Source organism: Terriglobus albidus (genome assembly GCF_008000815.1).
GTDB classification, from domain to species: Bacteria; Acidobacteriota; Terriglobia; order Terriglobales; family Acidobacteriaceae; genus Terriglobus; species Terriglobus albidus_A.
The window spans coordinates 5,820,748-5,836,686 of the sequence record NZ_CP042806.1; the positions used below are offsets into that span (position 1 = coordinate 5,820,748).

Here is a 15,939-nt window from a genome sequence, read left to right on the forward strand (position 1 = left end):
AGGGAAAGTGGGAAAAGGCCTTTCTTTTTCCAAGGTTGCGCAGCAACCGCCTTTTCCTGGCCTCTGTTGACCTCACAGGACTTCCGGCACAAAAGTGTAAAGGATGTCATGGAACTGAACAGCTGAAGCCGTGCCCTTAAGCAAGGCATTCGCGCTGCGCGCGAAACGAGAGACAAACTACGGGTAGAGCCTGTATCTGGAACCCTATATCCCGATTTGCTCAAGCGCATCAGATACCGTGAAATTCATAAGGACGCTGGCGGATAGAGCGCTTTGCTGCGTTGCGCTTCGCGCAACATTTCGCACCGCAGGTGCGAATGCCTTGCTTAAGGGCATGGCTTTAGCCATGCCGTATGAAGCTTCAAAAGGACGAGCGGCTTTAGCCGCTGAGGTACCGTGTCGACTACCCGACTCGAATGTCCCACTCATCGCGAACGCGATGAGTGGAACACCCAAGCGATTGCATCTATTACTCACTTGCCAGTGTCCAACGCATACCGAATGAAACCGTTGGACGATAGTACTCGCGCTGTACCGGATAGATGGTGCTTCCGTTGTAGAAGCCGAAGACCTCATTGCTGAGATTCAATCCCGAGGCGACTATCTGCCATCCTTTGTGAACGCGATAACTTCCCTGCACATCGAACTGTGTGTGTGCGTAGAAGTAGTTGTCTCCGGTGGGTCCTTTCAATCCGAGGATCGGATCGTTGGCCGCTCCTGTGCCCGCGTTCCACTGATAGGCTGCGATGCTCGCATCGTTATGACTGATCGCAAAGCGGCCTGAAAAGCGGCTCTTATCGTAGGTGAGATTGAAGTTGTAGTTGTTGGGTGAGGTGCGGTCCAGCGCAGGATGATCGCCGCGGTCGCCGTCGAAGCCCGTCGGGAAGGTTACCTGCGAGGTTGCATAGCTATAGTTCGCATTGACACCGAGGCCATTCAACATGCCGGGGAGGAAGGAGAAGCGCTGCTGCCATTGCAGCTCGACTCCCTGCAGATGCGCATTCGGGCCGTTGATCGAGAGCGTTTCCTGATAGGTTCTGCCGGTGCCGTTGTAGTTGTTGATCAGATTGGCGACTGGATAGATAGGGTTATGCAGCTCCTTGAAGAAGTAACCGGCCTGCACGATACCCAAGGGCTGGAAGTAGTGCTCGGCAAGGATGTCGAAGTTGTCCGACAAGGTAGGCACCAGGTTTGGGTTGCCGGTTGATACGGTTGGATATGGCGTCTGATTGGGATCGACGACCGTCGCCGGCACAAGATCGCCGATGTTTGGCCGCGCCAATCCGCGGCTATAGACGAAGCGCAGGTTGCTGTCTTTCTGGAACTGCCACTGCAGTGCCGCACTGGGAAGCGGATTGAAGTAACTGGCATCCTGCCGGGTTGGTGTTACACCGGGGCACACCTGCGTCGGATCCTTGAAGCATGGGCCTGTGGTCGCATTGTTGATGGTGTTGGCAAGGAAGTGCGTGCTGCCCGCATCGAAGCGAAGGCCGCCTTCCAGGCGCAGATTGCCGATGAAGATTACATCCTGCAGATACCCCGCAGTAATACGCTCATCGGCATTGAAGAAGGCCTGCGCGTATGTGACAGAATCGCCCACAACATCTTCGGTAAAGCCACCGGCATTGGCTGCCACCGCGCGCAGAATGCCGCCATAGGAGGACGCAGGGCCATACGCCTGTCCGTTGATCGCGAAGCTGTTGTTGTAATACGTCGGATTGGTGTAGCTGCCCACGACGCTGGCAAGCGTAAACGGCGTGGCGCCAGTGTATGCAAGGTGATTGTCGTTCTCCCGCTGGGTCGAGTACGAGTTGCGTATCTTGACACCGAAGGAGAAGGTACTGGGATGACCGCCCGCGTTGTAGTTGTGCGCATAGGATGCGGCGCCCTGAATATTGAGCTGCGTCGCGTGATAGCTGCCTCCGTCGGACTCGTTGACGGTGTACTGCGTCGCATCAAAGCCGTTGGTACCATCAGTCGCAGAAAACTTCGGCCGGTTCGGATTGCTCAGATCCTCAGTAAAAGCGACATTGCTGGGGCCGCTGAAATAGGTGCTGGGAAAGACCTGTCCGCCGATGTTATGGCCACGCGAAGCAGCGAAGTCATACGTCAGCACATCTTTGGAGATACCATGACTTGCACCCACCAGCATACTGAAGACCTGCTGGTCAGGGCGGCGGATGTAGTGGCGATACTGCCATGAGCCCGTATTGTCGAAGACGACCTGGGAGCCGCTTCCACCAACGATGTTTCCCGCATTGGGGGTATAGACACGCGTCTCGCCGAAGTCATGGAAGTCGGCGTAGAGTCCCTTGAAGTATACGGAGGTGTTGGGGTTGACCTTGTAGTCGATGCCGGTCACAAAGCCGTAGCGAGTGCGGTAGTACTCGTAGGAACGCATGTCTTCGCTGTTGACATAAGCGATGTTGGTCCCGTTGGGAAGCACTCCAACTCCCTGGCTGGGTTCAAGGTCGTCGATGCCACGATTGGTGCGGTCCCAGTTTCCCCCCAGCAGAAACCCGAACTTCTTTCCCGGGCCAAAGCGCTTGCCGAAGGTCCCATCAAATCCCCCGCGCCAGAAGCCATTCTGCAGAGGGTTGTAGCCCGCGGTTCCGTTAAGCGAATAGGTTGGCTTATCCTGCGCCGTGGGTGTTACCAGATTCACAGTTCCGCCTACGCCATCAGCATCCTGATCGGCAGCGAGAGTTTTGTAGACCTCGATGCGGTCGATCCCGTTGGATGGAATCGCATCCATCTTGACGTTGCGTACCGTCACTTCCACCGATGGAACATTGACACCGTTGATGGTCAGGTTGGAAAGCCGCGGCTCCGTTCCACGGATCTGCACGTACTTCCCTTCGCCCTCATCTCGTTCCAGCGACACACTGGGCAAACGGCCGATAGCATCGGCGATATTCGTATTAGGGAGACTGGTGATCACACCCGCCGGAGCAACCTGAACGATCTCGGCCGACATACGCTCAATGTTGATGGCTTCGGCATCGCCGCGCAGGCGAGGCGCTGTAACGATCACCGTATCGCTATCGGACGCGACCTCCAGCATTGCCGCAACATTCTGTGTCTGATTCGAGACGACATTGACGGTCGTGACGAACTGTTTAAAACCTACATACGACGCGGTAAGTGTGTATGTCCCCGGAGCGAGGTTGGGGAAACGAAACTCTCCATGGTTGTCGGTCGCTACCTGACGTTGCGATGGCTCAAGAACCACCTTTGCACTGACGAGAACAGCTCCTGCGGCATCGCGCACGTTTCCTGCGATTCCACCGGAGACTGTTTGTGCAACGAGAGATCTATCCGCCCATAGACAGACAAATAGAAGAACAAAACTTTGCCAGAAAAGCTTGCGCATACGCTCTTATCCCTTTGAAAGACCCGGGTTGGAGTGAATGGATTCCCAACATCGCCGGCCTCTTTACATGCAAGGGGGAGAGGTCTCTACGATGTGGTGAGTCGTTGGGGGCACTAACTTAGTTTCAGCGTAGGCGGGCGCTACTTAACTCAAACTTAAGAGGAGATGGGAGCTCCCGTGATTTCACGTGAAATTCACTGAAGGATGCGTCTATGCAGTGCGCATAAGACGAGACCACGCAAGCAGCTTTGATGCATCGAGGGCTGAAAGAGCCCATGCACCGGGTGCCCCTTGCTTACGGTACTATCTGACGCCGCGATACCGCTGTAAACCACAACGCGCGTCCGCAGTCGCTTCCGTAGACGATGTGTCTGGAGTCCTGTTCCCACGAGGGCTGGATCTGGTTACATGGAAGCTCTGTGATTCGCTGCGTTGCACCGCTCGACAGGTCGCGCAGCCACAGGTTCCAGAATCCGTCTTCAAAGCGGCTATAGGCAAGCCACTTCCCATCGGGCGAGATTGCAGGATAACGAGCTTCTCCAACGGGCAGCATCTTAAGCGCGCTATCAGCAGATCGTAGATAGAGTGCAGGCGCTCCTCCATTGAGAGACGCGGAAACGGCATACAGATCGCGTGAGTGAAATGCGGCCTCGTAGATGTTGAGCGAATCCGGGGTAAGAGGTTGCGATGAACCTGCAAGCCATAGTTGTCCACAACCAAGATGATCGCGCAGGTAGACCGCTCCGGAGGTCGTGGAGAAAGCCGGATCGTGTGCGCCGGTAACCAGCGGGCGCACATCGGACTGCCTCACAATCACAGACTGCCGCGCCTGCGCCCGTTCCACCCAGACATCGTTTCCATTCACCGCGAACGAGAGGTCATCGATCCCTGCTTCATCCCGAGTGCGCGTAGTGCCATCTTCGGTCACCAGACGATAGCCCATCGGCATCATCGCGATGTATCGAAGTTTGCCATCTGAACTCTGCGGTGAAGAACGCAGATAGCTCATCGCATGATCGGCCGGTAGACGGTATGCCATCTCCGTGCGGGTGAGCGTCTCCAGCTTGAGAGTACGCATCATGGTCAATCCGGCGCTGAGCAGGAAGAGCCCTGCGAAGGCGCGGTTCTCCAGTGTCCAGCGGCGGCTGGAGGGTTCTCTTTCCCGCCATAACAGAAATGCAATCGCCATAGTGGCCGCCATCATCATGGGAAGGCGCGGCATGAAGAACAGGATCGAGAGCCCACGCCCCGGCCCGGCTGACGGAAAGGGCGCTCCGATCACAGCAAAGGCCAGCAGCAAGACGAACAGCCATCTGCACCGTTGCTGTACCAGGGTGCGTGCAGCCAAGACGCAGAGCGGCAACACGATCAGGACGAAGTTGTACGAAGCCGGAATAGTTGAGACGGTCAGTGCGGCCGTCAGCAGAGCGCACCACTCCAGAACGACGGCCTCTCTGCTCTCTCTGCGGGATGCCAGCAGCAGAACGACAGGAGCCATGATTAACATCTGCAGCAGCGGCAGCAGGACAGCGTATGCCGTGACTGATGCGTGCCACGGATGTGGGTTCCACTCCGGCTCGGCGAGAAAGAGATAGTGCAGCAGTGACGTGATCGATCCGCTTGCCGTGGCATACGGCGGCAGTGCGTCACCGCGAAGCGTTGCCGGCAGCACCTCACGCAGATAGACGTGGTGAATCTGTGTGCCGAAGACCGCGACAGCAAAGGCGACACAGACGGCAGAAGTAAGCAAGCCGGAAGCGAGCGCCTTCCAGGCACGCCGTTTCCAGAAGAAGATGAACAGGACAGCTGGAAAGATCTTGCATGCTGCCGCCAGGCCAACCAGGGCTCCTGCTGCGGCGTCGTTGCCTTCCACATACGACCAGAGCGCAGCCACGATCAGCAGGAGAAGCAGGATATAGAACTGGCCATCGAGCAGATTGCGATGCAGCGGCAGTGACAGTGCGAACGCCAGCGCTATGCGTCTGTACGAAAGCTGAGTCAGACGTCGCAGAAACCAGGCGATGGGGATGAGCAGCAGCAGATTACAGACGATCCAGACATGCTTCGCCGCAAGCGGCTCGAGGCCGGTGAACGGATACAGAATGAGCGTGGAGAAGGGCGTGATGGGCACAAGCGCAATCAGCGCGTTGGGGATGGCGTGAAGATCCTTCTGCCGCTGCAGCCATACCCATTCCTGCGCGCGCGCCATGTCGGTATGCTCGCCGACTAGTTTTGCCGTGAGGTAGTAGTTTGGAAAGTCGGTATTGAGCTGCTTCCAGGCGTGCGGCAGTGTGTGGAGTGAGAAGTACAGCAAGGCGAGCAGGAGGATGCTGCGTTCTATCCAGACAGAGTACGGCGCTGTTCTCGCTATGCGCACGTCCCATGATGGATGACGAAGGCGTGATGAGTTGTCACGGGTTTGTCAGGGGTGTCTTTTTCGTCATTTCGCAGCAAGGCGGAGGAAGCTGCTTCTCCGAAACATTGACCTCAGCGGCTAAAGCCGCCTCCTCGCGGGCTCTGTACGGCACGGCTGAAGCTGTTCAGTTCCATGACATCCTTTACACCTTGTCTCCAGACATCCTTTACAGGTTTATGCCTGTTTAGGGGTGTTTTTGGATGGCATGGAGGAAGGTGGAAGTGGAAGCGCAGCGATTGCGGTTTGTGGAGGCGGCGATGATTGGAGAGCGATCGTTTTCGTCTCTGTGTATGGAGTACGAGATTAGCCGTCCGACGGGTTATCTGTGGCTGAAGCGATACCGTGAGCATGGAGCGGCCGGCATGCAGGAAGCCAGCCGCAGGCCTCTGCTGAGTCCCCGTCAGAGCCCTGCCGAGTTGGAAGAGCAGATCGTGTCTTTACGGCGCCAGCATCCTGACTGGGGTGCACGTAAGCTTCGCGTTCTGCTCGGCCGATCTGGGGTGAAGGTGCCATCGTCGACCGTACATCGAGTGTTGCGTCGGCACGGTCTGATCCACCGGCTGGACAGCCATCCACAGGCCACTGGCAGCTTCTGTCGCGAGGCGCCTAATCAGCTCTGGCAGATGGATTTCAAAAGCCCTAAGGGATGGAACGCGCATCTTGGCCCCTTATCCGTGTTGGATGACCACAGCCGCTATGCCTTGGTGTTGGAGCAACTGTCCTCGGGTGAAGGTCTCGTCGTCCAACAGAGGCTGGATAAGGCGTTCTCTGACTGTGGGTTGCCCGAGGCCATGCTGATGGATCACGGCCAGCCCTGGTGGAACGCGCAGTCACCAGGAGGATGGACGCAGCTATCCGTGTGGCTGATGCGGCTGGGCATCCGGCTGTACTTCTCCGGAGTCCGCCACCCGCAGACCCAGGGTAAGGTGGAACGCTTCCACGGTGCCCTGGAGCGGGCACGGAGAAGGTGCGGGCCGATGGATACGCCGCCTGGCCAGTCATGGCTGGACCGCTTCCGGGAAGAGTACAACCATGTTCGTCCCCATGAAGCGCTGGACATGGAAACGCCAGCAGACCACTGGCACCCCAGCCAGCGAGAGTACACCGAACCACGTAACCCCGCGTATGCCCCGGATGCCGAAGTGCGCGAGCTCAACAGCAACGGAGCGCTCTGGCTGGACGGACGCAGCTGGCAGGTAGCCGGAGCCCTGGCTCATCAGCCTGTCCGTCTCGCTCGCATCGATCAACGCATCCTGATCTTCTACGGTGACACGCCCATCCGGGAACTCGACCTCACGGGGCAGGGTTCCACGATCGTGGAACCCTGCCCCGCAAACTCACTCAATCTGTAAAGGATGTGTGGAGACAAACTGTAAACCATCTCTGGAGACTAGACAGCTTCAGCCGTGCCGTACAGAGCCCGAGAAGGACTCGGCTTTAGCCGCTGAGGGCCATGTTTCGGGTCGTTCGATAAAATTTCTCCCGACCTGTACTATCGATACGCTCTGCACGCCTCGAATTACGGAGTAGGCAATGAATATCTATTGGGTTGAATCCGCCGTACCGAAATCGATGGCCATCGTTGCGCGTCCCCGGGGAAATGGCTCGTTGGAAGACGAGTTGCTCGCCATGCGCCGCGAGGGGATCGATGTCCTGGTCTCTCTGCTGACAACGACGGAGCAGCAGGATCTCGGTCTCTCGCTCGAGGGCGAAACGTGTGAGAAGGTCGGTATCGAATATATGAACTTCCCGATCACGGATCATGGGCTTCCAGCATCGCACCAGGAATTTGCTCTCCTTGTCGAACAGCTTCAGAAGAAGCTCGATGACGGCAAGCATATTGGAGCTCACTGTTTTGCCTGCATCGGCAGATCGTCTGTTCTCATGGCTTCCCTCATGTGTGCGCAGGGTACTACCCCACATGACGCATTCCTGCGTCTGGGAACGGCTCGCGGATTTCCTGTACCCGAGACGCTGCAACAGATGAAGTGGGTGGAGCAGTTCGCTAGATCGCTCGGGATATAGAAGCGATACTCAGTATGTCGATATGTTCAGGTTTCCTTCATTGTCTTGCTTAAGGGCACGGCTTTAGCCGTGCCGCACAAAGCCCGCGAGGAGGCGGCTTTAGCCGCTGAGGGCAATGTGTCTGAGAAACAGGTTTCTCCGCTGTTACGGCGTGACAGGTTGAACTCTTGACCTCAGCGGCTAAAGCCGCCGTCTGTGTAGCATTTGTACGGGACGGCTAAAAGCCGTCCCCTTAAGCAAGGCATTCGCACCTGCAGTGCGAAACAGTTGCGCCAGGCGCAACGAAATCTCTAAAAGATACAAAATCGAATTTGTCGATCTGTACTCGTTTCCGTTTCTGAAATTTCCCGGAACTTTTACCCAACAACCCTCGTAGTTGCTCTTCAGACGGACGCTGCCGGTCACGCTGCGAGCGTGGCCGTAAGTCTGCACCGACGCGCCCATACAACCCGCAACCATCGAGGTGTCCTATGAAGTTTCTGGCTGCCGCAGCCTTTGCTGCGCTTGCGCTCCCGCATGTTTTGGCACAGACCGCATGCACGGGAACGCCGCTCACCGGCGTGGTCCATGACAGCACACAGGCCATCATTCCCGGAGCATTGCTGACGCTCGACAGCGGACCTGCCGCCACCAGCAGCTCCGATGGACACTTCCGCTTTGCCTGCGTTCCCGAAGGCTCCCATCGTCTCGTTGTCGCCGCACCGGGCTTCGCCACGCAGACCGTAACGCTGCGGTCCCCGCACCCCGCCTCACTCGATCTGTTGCTGAAGGTAGAAGAGGTGGAGACCAATGTGGACGTCAGTGGAGACGACGACACTCCCGCCACCAGTACAACCTCGAGCGGGCCTACGCAGACCATCTCCGGCGACCGGCTGCATGCGCTCGCCGACGATCCCGATGACCTCACGCGCCAGCTTCAGCAACTCGCCGCCGCAGCGGGTGGAAGCCCCGCAAACACCGTAATCGCTGTCGATGGCTTTCAGGATGGCAGCAAGCTTCCGCCTAAAAGCACCATCGCCTATATCAAGGTGAACCCCGATCTCTTCTCGGCGGAGTATCGCGAGCCTCCCTTCGGCGGCGGCCGCGTCGAGGTCTACACCAAACCCGGTCAGAGCGCCTATCACGGAGCGCTGTTCGCGACCAACGGCAGCCCGTGGATGAACGCGCGCGATCCCTTCTCGACGAGCAAGGCTTCTCTCGGAAAGCAGCGCTACGGCTTTGAGCTGACAGGGCCGATCCGCCAGAAGGGCAGCGACTTTGTACTCGCGCTGGAGCATCGCAGCATTGACAACTTCGCCGTCGTGAACGCCGTGACGCTCGACAGTACAGGCAGCCCGGTCAGGACGGTAGGCAACGTCGCCACACCGCAACGTCTGTGGATTGGTAGCGCCAAGGTCGACTGGCAGCTCGGACCGAAGAACACCTTCATCGCCAGCTACAACGCCAACGTCAATCATCTGCAGAACCTGGGCGCCGGCGGAACCTCACTGGCCGAGGTTGGCTACGACAGCCAGCAGTCTGAACACATGCTGCGCTTCAGCAATATCACCACTGCTTCGGTTCATCTGATGCACGAGGCCCGTGTGAGCCTGCGTTGGAACGGCGAGAACGACACGCCCGCCTCCAATGCAGTTGCCGTGCAGGTAGCAGGCGCATTTACCGGTGGAGGCAACACGCTGGGCCCGCAGCATCGGCGCGAGCTCAATATGGAGATCCTCGACGATGCCATCCTCACGACGAAGAATCACACCCTGAAGATGGGCACGCAGTTGATGATCTATCGCGAGCGTCAGCGGCTGACAACCAACTTCAACGGTACCTACACCTTCGGCGGCGGCAGCGCTCCGGTGCTGAGTGCCGGCGGCAGTGCCGTACCGGGACAGACCACGACCATCACCGGTTTGGAGCAGTACCGGCGCGCGCTACTTGGCCTGCCGGGAGGAACGCCCACCGCATACAGCAATGTTGCCGGTTCGCCCGTGGTGAACTTCACGCTCGTGCAGGACGCGCTATTTATTCAGGATGACTGGAACGTCGGCCACGGAGTTCACATCGCATCCGGCGTGCGCTACTATCTGCAGAACAATCCCGATACCTTCAGCTCCATCACACCGCGAATCGGCATCCTGTGGTCTCCGAATGCGAAGGGCACCTGGACGCTGCATGGGCACTTCGGTATGTTCGCGGGCCGCTTCAACAAGGGCGATCAGTCCGAGGTGCAGCGCATGAACGGCATCGACCGTATCACCAGCACCATCTATAGCCCGGTCTACGGCAATCCGTTCAGTGGCGCAACGCCGATCCACAGCATCCGCAGCTATAACCCGCATCTCTCTAACCTGACCTGGGCGGCGGAGAACATCGGCGGAACCCGCACGCTGCCGCATGGATGGAATCTCTCCATCGACTACTTCCTCGCGCGCATCTGGAACTACACACGCTCGCTCAACATCAACTCGCCGCTCAACAACCAGCCCACTGGACCGCGTCCCGGTCCTGCCAACCTGAACATCTTCGAGATGCAGGCCAGCGGACAGGGCAGAGCCAATGTTGTCTTCATCGGCGTCGACCAGCACTCGTATAAAAAGGTGCAGTTCTCCTTCGGCGGTGTGCGCGTCAATCTCGTCGACGATACTGACGATAACGAGTTCTCCAGCCCGCAGAGCTCGCGCACCAATGCGGGTGAGCTGGCGCGGCGCACTGGCCAGCCGCTATGGAACGTCTTCGCCAACGGCACACTCAAGCTGCCCGAGAAGCTTGAGCTGAGCAGCACCTTCAACGGCCACGGCGGCAGCCACTACAACGTCACCACCGGCTTCGATAACAACGGCGACGGCAACTTCAACGACCGCCCGCAGTACGCCACTGCAGGTACGCCGGGCGCAGTCTCCACGCAATGGGGCTGGCTCGTTGCCTCGGGAGGAACCGGTGCCTTCCAGCGCAACGCAGGCACCTTGCCCTGGACGCTGTATCTCGACACCAACCTGCAGCGCGCCTTCAAACTGACACACAACGCCAAGGCAGAGCACCCGCAGACGCTGACACTCAACGTGCGTTCGGCCAACATGATCAACCACAGGAACGTCACCTCGGTCGGCGGCGTGCTGGGCTCGCCGCTGTTTGGGGTGCCTTACGCCGCGGATAACGGCCGTCGTGTGGAGGCGGGGCTGAGGTATGCGTTCTAAATATGTACAGCTTTGGGTGGGAGATTCAGGGTGAGCGATTCGATCGACACCGTACCTCAGCGGCTAAAGCCGCGTGTCCTCTCTGCTTCGATGCGGCATGGCTAAAGCTGTCTAGTCTCCAGAGATGGTTTACAGTTTGTCTCCACACATCCTTTACAGATTGAGTGAGTTTGCGGGGCAGGGTTCCACGATCGTGGAACCCTGCCCCGTGAGGTCGAGTTCCCGGATGGGCGTGTCACCGTAGAAGATCAGGATGCGTTGATCGATGCGAGCGAGACGGACAGGCTGATGAGCCAGGGCTCCGGCTACCTGCCAGCTGCGTCCGTCCAGCCAGAGCGCTCCGTTGCTGTTGAGCTCGCGCACTTCGGCATCCGGGGCATACGCGGGGTTACGTGGTTCGGTGTACTCTCGCTGGCTGGGGTGCCAGTGGTCTGCTGGCGTTTCCATGTCCAGCGCTTCATGGGGACGAACATGGTTGTACTCTTCCCGGAAGCGGTCCAGCCATGACTGGCCAGGCGGCGTATCCATCGGCCCGCACCTTCTCCGTGCCCGCTCCAGGGCACCGTGGAAGCGTTCCACCTTACCCTGGGTCTGCGGGTGGCGGACTCCGGAGAAGTACAGCCGGATGCCCAGCCGCATCAGCCACACGGATAGCTGCGTCCATCCTCCTGGTGACTGCGCGTTCCACCAGGGCTGGCCGTGATCCATCAGCATGGCCTCGGGCAACCCACAGTCAGAGAACGCCTTATCCAGCCTCTGTTGGACGACGAGACCTTCACCCGAGGACAGTTGCTCCAACACCAAGGCATAGCGGCTGTGGTCATCCAACACGGATAAGGGGCCAAGATGCGCGTTCCATCCCTTAGGGCTTTTGAAATCCATCTGCCAGAGCTGATTAGGCGCCTCGCGACAGAAGCTGCCAGTGGCCTGTGGATGGCTGTCCAGCCGGTGGATCAGACCGTGCCGACGCAACACTCGATGTACGGTCGACGATGGCACCTTCACCCCAGATCGGCCGAGCAGAACGCGAAGCTTACGTGCACCCCAGTCAGGATGCTGGCGCCGTAAAGACACGATCTGCTCTTCCAACTCGGCAGGGCTCTGACGGGGACTCAGCAGAGGCCTGCGGCTGGCTTCCTGCATGCCGGCCGCTCCATGCTCACGGTATCGCTTCAGCCACAGATAACCCGTCGGACGGCTAATCTCGTACTCCACACACAGAGACGAAAACGATCGCTCTCCAATCATCGCCGCCTCCACAAACCGCAATCGCTGCGCTTCCACTTCCACCTTCCTCCATGCCATCCAAAAACACCCCTAAACAGGCATAAACCTGTAAAGGATGTCTGGAGACAAGGTGTAAAGGATGTCATGGAACTGAACAGCTGAAGCCGTGCCCTTAAGCAAAACGAAGCGCCTTCGGCGCTTGCCAGAACATCGCGACACTTAGCCTCACGCGTCGATCTCTACGGCACAACCTGACCGAGATAAAGGATACCGCCGAAGAGTCAACCCGCCGTTGCGCGTAGCGCAACCAGTTCGCACCGCAAGGTGCGAATGCCTTGCTTAAGGGCATGGCTTTAGCCATGCCGCACAGAAACTGAACGGCACGCGGCTTTAGCCGCTGAGGTCGAAATCCCAGAGCCCTCTGATACATCGCCCTCATCACCTTAAGCTCCGCTTAAGCAAAACCATCCGTTTATCGTCTCATTGCACGCGGGTGCTATATTGCGCCACAGAATTGGTGTCCGAAGAGTTCGCTGCGGGCACACCCAATCAACCGTACAACTGAACGATCGGGGAATCAGATGCCTACCAGATTTAAGTCTTCGCCATTTGCCGTATGCGCATGTCTGTTTGCGTTGTCCACAAGCGGCACCGCCTCCAGCCAGACGCCGTCCGTACACGATCATCCTCTGGGGGAACAGACGAAACGGCTGCCGACCAACTTCTCCGATGGTTCCGATCTTCCCAACGGGTGGCGCATTACCCCTGCGGGCAAGGCGATCGGCGAGATGGGCGATCTGGTGATGAACCTCACCTCCGCGCCGGACGGCAAGGCGGTGATCTCCATCAACTCGGGCTTTCTGCCGCACGGCCTCGATGTCTTCGACACCAAGGCACAGAAGAAGGTTCAGCATATCGAGCTGCCATCGGCGTGACTGGGGATGACCTGGTCCTCCGACGGTCATACGCTCTACGTCGCAGGCGGCAACGCATCGGGACCGAAGAACAAGGAGAACCCCATCGCTCCGGTCTATGAGTTCACCTATAAGGATGGCCGGTTGAGCGAGCAGCCCACGGGCAAGTTGATAGAAAGCATCGATCCCAAGCTGGTGTGGTGGTCTGGCGTTGCCTATCTGCCGAGCAAGCATCAGCTCTATGCGGTGAATCGCGGTACCGGCTCCGGCCCCGGCGACGTCGTCGTCTTCGACGCGAAGACACGCGGGATCGTCACCCGTATTGCGGTTGAAACCACTCCCTACCAGGCTGCACTGACCTCGGACGGCAAGCTGCTTTTCGTCTCCAACTGGTCGAGTGAGTCGGTCAGCGTGATCGACACCGCGAGCAACAAGGTCGTTCGCACTGTGCGTGTCGGCATGAACCCGAACGACATGAAGCTCTCCGCCGACGGACGGCTCTTCGTCGCCTGCTCGAATGACAACACCGTCTACGTGATCGATACGCGCTCGTTGCAGGTGCTGGAACGGCTTTCGACGACACAGACTCCGCTTGCTCCGGAGGGCTCGACGCCCGATGCCCTGGCTATCGACGATGAGCGCAAGCTGCTCTACATCGCCAACGCCGACAACAACTCCATTGCGGTCGCACATATTGAGAACCGCGAACACAGCACGGTCGTCGGCTTTGTTCCTACCGGCTGGTACCCCTCGGCTCTGCTGCTCACCGACAAGAATCAGACCCTCTATATCGGCAACGCCAAGGGCGAGGGTGGCCATCCTGATCCGGACGGCCCGCACTTCGGCAAGGAGAGTGACAAGACACTCCAGAAGAGCAGCCTTGAGGTTCTGCCGGTCACGAACCTGAAGGACAATCTCGTGAAGTGGACGCGCCAGGTCTCAGAGAACACGCCCTATCGCGACTCCATGCTTTCGGAGGCGCGCACGCCGCAGGAGCCGAGCGTGATTCCGCAGCACGTGGGCGAAGCCAGCCCCATCAAGCACGTGATCTACATCATCAAAGAGAACCGTACCTACGATCAGGAGTTTGGCGATATTCCGAATGCCAACGGTGATCCCAAGCTGGTGCTCTTCGGCGCCCAGGTCACACCCAACCAGCACGCGCTGGCGAAGCAGTATGTAGTTCTCGATAACCTGTACTGCGATGGCGAGGTCAGCGTCGATGGGCACTCGTGGTCGAACTCCTCCTACGCAACGGACTTCAATGAGAAGCAGTGGCCGGCTGAGTACGGTTCACATAGCGCCGCCGCATATAGCGTGCGCGCCATGGTTCCTTCCGCAGGACATCTCTGGGATCTCGCCCGGCGCAAGGGCCTGACCTATCGCTCGTATGGTGAGAACGCCGCGCGCGCCAGCACCGGTACCAGTATGGAAGCGGCTCCCGGAGCTGACGGCCTGGTCGGCCATGTATCCAAGGAGTACGGTCTTGGGCTCAACGTCCGCGATACGGATAAGGTCGCGGTCTTCCTGAAGGACTTCAAAGAGTTCGAAGCCAACTACGACAGCAACGATCCTGAAAAGCGCATGCCCAACTACATCGTGATGAGCATGCCGGAAGACCACACCCGCGGCACCACGCCGGGAGCGTTCACACCGCAGGCCATGGTCGCCAACAACGACTACGCCATCGGCCAGCTTGTCGATGCCGTCAGCCACAGCAGCTACTGGTCCAGCACCGCCATCTTCATCATCGAAGACGATGCCCAGGACGGCGCCGACCACGTCGATGGCCGCCGCACGGTGGGCCTGGTGATTAGCCCGTACGTAAAGCGTGGCATCGTTGACAGCACGCTCTACACGACCAGTTCTATGGTGCGGTCGATGGAGCTGCTGCTGGGCCTGCCGCCGATGAGCCAGTACGATGCCGCGGCGATGCCAATGTATGCCGCGTTCGGTGCGACGGCGGAGGATACGCCCTTCGATGTCATCCAACCGATGATCGATGTCAACGTAAAGAACACGAAGGACTCCTACGGCGCGAAGCAGAGCAGCAGGATGAACTTCAAAGATGTCGATCTCGCTCCGATGTATGCGCTGAATGAAATTCTGTGGAAGAGCATTCGCGGAGCTGATTCGGCGATGCCGGCTCCGGTCCATCGCTTCCGTCCGCTGGCCGATGCGAGTGAGTCGCCGAAGCATGGGAAGGATGCTGATGACTAGCGTGTTGGCTAAGTACGCGTTGGATAGAGGATCGAGCTATGCTCGATCCTTCTTTTTGTTTGTCATTTCGTTGCGCTGCGAAGAAAATCTGCTTCTCATACATCGCCCTCAGCGGCTAAAGCCGCGTTCCTTGCGGGGCTTTGTGCAGCACGGCTGAAGCCGTGCCCTTAAGCAAGGCATTCGCGCTATGCGCGAAACAAAAGACAGGCTAAAGACATAGTCCCGTATCTGGAACGCTATTTCCCCTCTTGCCTGACTATCCCATCCCACGAAGTCGATGACGAATACTGGCGGTAGAGCCGCTAGATCGCTCAGTTGCGCGTCGCGCAACCAGTTCGCACCGAAGGTGCGAATGTTGTGCTTAAGGGGACGGCTTCACAGGCTGCGGAAAAACTCGATTTTCGAGAAGCGCAAAAAAACGATCGCGTCAGAATGACCTATAAGCGATCCGGGGACATTGGGTGATGATTTTCTATCCCCAAATTTGACCCGATTATCCCCTCATATAGAGTTTTTCCGCAGCCTGTGAAGCCCATGGCTCCCACCGGTCTTACCCCTTCTCTGGCTCTACCTGAAACC

At 58.4% G+C, this 15,939-nt stretch carries 8 protein-coding genes; 5 read left to right on the forward strand and 3 right to left on the reverse strand.

The window, feature by feature from the left end; genetic code table 11:
* Positions 1-469: 469 nt before the first annotated feature.
* Positions 470-3,373, reverse strand: a complete 2,904-nt coding sequence (locus FTW19_RS23340; protein ID WP_147649969.1) for a TonB-dependent receptor — start codon at positions 3,371-3,373, stop codon at positions 470-472.
* Positions 3,374-3,668: 295 nt separating this feature from the next.
* The gene (locus FTW19_RS23345) at positions 3,669-5,750 is read right to left on the reverse strand and encodes a glycosyltransferase 87 family protein (RefSeq protein WP_147649970.1); all 2,082 of its coding nucleotides are present in this window, start codon (positions 5,748-5,750) and stop codon (positions 3,669-3,671) included.
* Positions 5,751-5,989: 239 nt separating this feature from the next.
* On the opposite strand from FTW19_RS23345, the gene FTW19_RS23350 reads away from it, so the two are divergent.
* The 3 genes from FTW19_RS23350 (at position 5,990) to FTW19_RS23360 (ending at position 10,999) form a co-directional block, all read left to right on the forward strand.
* Positions 5,990-7,141: an IS481 family transposase gene (locus FTW19_RS23350; RefSeq protein WP_147649897.1), complete on the forward strand. Its 1,152-nt coding sequence runs from the start codon at positions 5,990-5,992 to the stop codon at positions 7,139-7,141.
* Between the two features lie 181 nt (positions 7,142-7,322).
* Entirely contained in the window at positions 7,323-7,814 is a 492-nt protein-coding gene (locus FTW19_RS23355; RefSeq protein ID WP_147649971.1) for a protein-tyrosine phosphatase family protein, read from the forward strand.
* A 470-nt stretch (positions 7,815-8,284) separates the two neighbouring features.
* A complete protein-coding gene (locus FTW19_RS23360) occupies positions 8,285-10,999 on the forward strand; it encodes a TonB-dependent receptor (RefSeq protein WP_147649972.1) in 2,715 nt (904 codons plus the stop codon).
* Between the two features lie 153 nt (positions 11,000-11,152).
* Here FTW19_RS23360 and FTW19_RS23365 read toward each other — a convergent pair whose 3' ends face one another.
* A complete protein-coding gene (locus tag FTW19_RS23365) occupies positions 11,153-12,304 on the reverse strand; it encodes an IS481 family transposase (protein ID WP_147645759.1) in 1,152 nt (383 codons plus the stop codon).
* Positions 12,305-12,807: 503 nt separating this feature from the next.
* On the opposite strand from FTW19_RS23365, the gene FTW19_RS26220 reads away from it, so the two are divergent.
* Positions 12,808-13,161 (forward strand): hypothetical protein, encoded by a 354-nt coding sequence (locus FTW19_RS26220; protein ID WP_246153462.1) that lies wholly within the window; start codon positions 12,808-12,810, stop codon positions 13,159-13,161.
* A gap of 6 nt (positions 13,162-13,167) precedes the next feature.
* Positions 13,168-15,360, forward strand: coding sequence for a bifunctional YncE family protein/alkaline phosphatase family protein (locus FTW19_RS23370; RefSeq protein WP_246153463.1), 2,193 nt, complete (start codon positions 13,168-13,170; stop codon positions 15,358-15,360).
* Positions 15,361-15,939 lie beyond the last annotated feature (579 nt).

Bases quoted from the DNA above. Each gene is read 5' to 3' on its own strand.
- FTW19_RS23340 (WP_147649969.1), bottom strand. From the start codon at position 3,373: ATGCGCAAGCTTTTCTGGCAAAGTTTTGTTCTTCTATTTGTCTGTCTA.
- FTW19_RS23350 (WP_147649897.1), top strand. From the start codon at position 5,990: ATGGCATGGAGGAAGGTGGAAGTGGAAGCGCAGCGATTGCGGTTTGTG.
- FTW19_RS23355 (WP_147649971.1), top strand. From the start codon at position 7,323: ATGAATATCTATTGGGTTGAATCCGCCGTACCGAAATCGATGGCCATC.
- FTW19_RS23360 (WP_147649972.1), top strand. From the start codon at position 8,285: ATGAAGTTTCTGGCTGCCGCAGCCTTTGCTGCGCTTGCGCTCCCGCAT.
- FTW19_RS23365 (WP_147645759.1), bottom strand. From the start codon at position 12,304: ATGGCATGGAGGAAGGTGGAAGTGGAAGCGCAGCGATTGCGGTTTGTG.
- FTW19_RS26220 (WP_246153462.1), top strand. From the start codon at position 12,808: ATGCCTACCAGATTTAAGTCTTCGCCATTTGCCGTATGCGCATGTCTG.
- FTW19_RS23370 (WP_246153463.1), top strand. From the start codon at position 13,168: ATGACCTGGTCCTCCGACGGTCATACGCTCTACGTCGCAGGCGGCAAC.